The 1,436-nt window shown below is 69.2% G+C and carries 1 protein-coding gene and 2 pseudogenes; all 3 read right to left on the reverse strand.

What is annotated here, in order from left to right; translation table 11 throughout:
• Positions 1–417, reverse strand: a pseudogene (locus EOA22_RS33440) (cobyrinic acid a,c-diamide synthase); the annotation flags it as partial.
• The gene (gene cobA, locus EOA22_RS33445) at positions 414–1,232 is read right to left on the reverse strand and encodes a uroporphyrinogen-III C-methyltransferase (RefSeq protein ID WP_063168247.1); all 819 of its coding nucleotides are present in this window, start codon (positions 1,230–1,232) and stop codon (positions 414–416) included. The gene cobA and the pseudogene EOA22_RS33440, both read right to left, overlap by 4 nt.
• Positions 1,229–1,436 (reverse strand): annotated as a pseudogene (locus EOA22_RS33450) (precorrin-4 C(11)-methyltransferase); the annotation flags it as partial. The pseudogene EOA22_RS33450 and the gene cobA, both read right to left, overlap by 4 nt.

Here is a 1,436-nt window from a genome sequence, read left to right on the forward strand (position 1 = left end):
GGCAAAACCCTTGGCGACAGCCGCCGCCGTGGTCGACTGGCCGGAGACGTCGAGCACAAGCAGCACCGGCAGGCCATAGAGCCGCGCCAGGTCGGCCGCCGAGCCGGTTCGGCCGGGAGCCGCGGGTATCCCGTCGAACAGGCCCATGGCGCTTTCCAGGATGACGAAATCGGTGTCATCGGCGGCTTGCGCGGCAAGGGCGTTGAGCAGCGATGGCGGCATCGCCCAGCTGTCCAGATTGACACCGGAGAGGCCCGTGGCGGCGGTGTGGAAGCCGGGGTCGATATAGTCGGGGCCGGATTTGGCGCCGCGCACCTTCAGCCCGCGCCGGGTCAGCGCCCGCAGGATGCCGATGGTGACGCTGGTCTTGCCGGAGCCGGAGCGCGGCGCGCCGATGATGATGGCGCGGGCCGTCATGCTTGCCCCGCCAGGGCCGCGCGCATGGCAACGATGCCGCCAACGACGATCAGCGCCGGCGAGGCCAGACCGGCGGCCGCAGCTTCCTCGGCAATGGTGGCGAGCGTGGCGACGACGGTCCGCTCCTGCGGCGTCGTCGCGGCGACGATTACAGCCGCCGGTGTCGACGGCGCCAGCCCGCCATCGAGAAGGGCGGCTGATATCAAGGGCAGATTGGCCATGCCCATATAGACGACGACAGGCTGGCCGGTGCGGGCGATCGCCGCCCAGTCGAGATCGTCATCGGTGCCGGCGGCGTGGCCGGTCGCCAGGATCACCGCCTTGTTGATGCCGCGCATAGTGGCGGGGATGCCGGTCGCGGCCAGCGCACTGAGGCCCGAGGTCAGGCCGGGCAGGACGCGGAACGGGATACTTTCCCGCGCCAGCGCCAGAGCTTCTTCGCCGCCACGGCCGAAAATATAGGGATCGCCGCCCTTCAGCCTGACGACGCGGCGGCCTTCGCGTGCGAGCCGGACCAGCAGGGCGGTGATGTCGTCCTGTTTCATCGACGGTTTGCCGCCGCGCTTGCCGGCAAAGAAAAGCTCGGCATTCTCCGCAACTGCGACAATGTCAGGGGACACCAGTGCGTCGTAGACCAGCGCATCCGCCTCGGCCAGCGCCGCCAGCACTTCCAGGGTCAGGCAGCCGGGGTCGCCGGGGCCGGCGCCGGCCAGCCAGACATGGCCCGGCTCCAGTTGGCGCGGCTTGAAGTTCAGCCGGGACAAGGCTTTTTCGAGCGTGGCGTTTTCGCCGGTGTTTTTGGTGCTGCCGCTCACAATCCGTCCCGTCCGCGAAAACGCCGCTGATAATGGGCGTCGTATAATGAACTCTCGCCAAAACCTCGCGCCGCCAGCGAGCGGCCGACGAAGATGATCGCCGTGCGCTCCATCGGATCGGCGGCGAGCTGTGCCTCGATGGTCGCCAGCGTGCCGGTCAGCACGCGCTCGTCCGGCCAGGAAGCGCGGAAGACGACCGCCACC

The sequence above is a fragment of the Mesorhizobium sp. M7A.F.Ca.US.014.04.1.1 genome, assembly GCF_003998745.1.
Classification (GTDB): domain Bacteria; phylum Pseudomonadota; class Alphaproteobacteria; order Rhizobiales; family Rhizobiaceae; genus Mesorhizobium; species Mesorhizobium ciceri.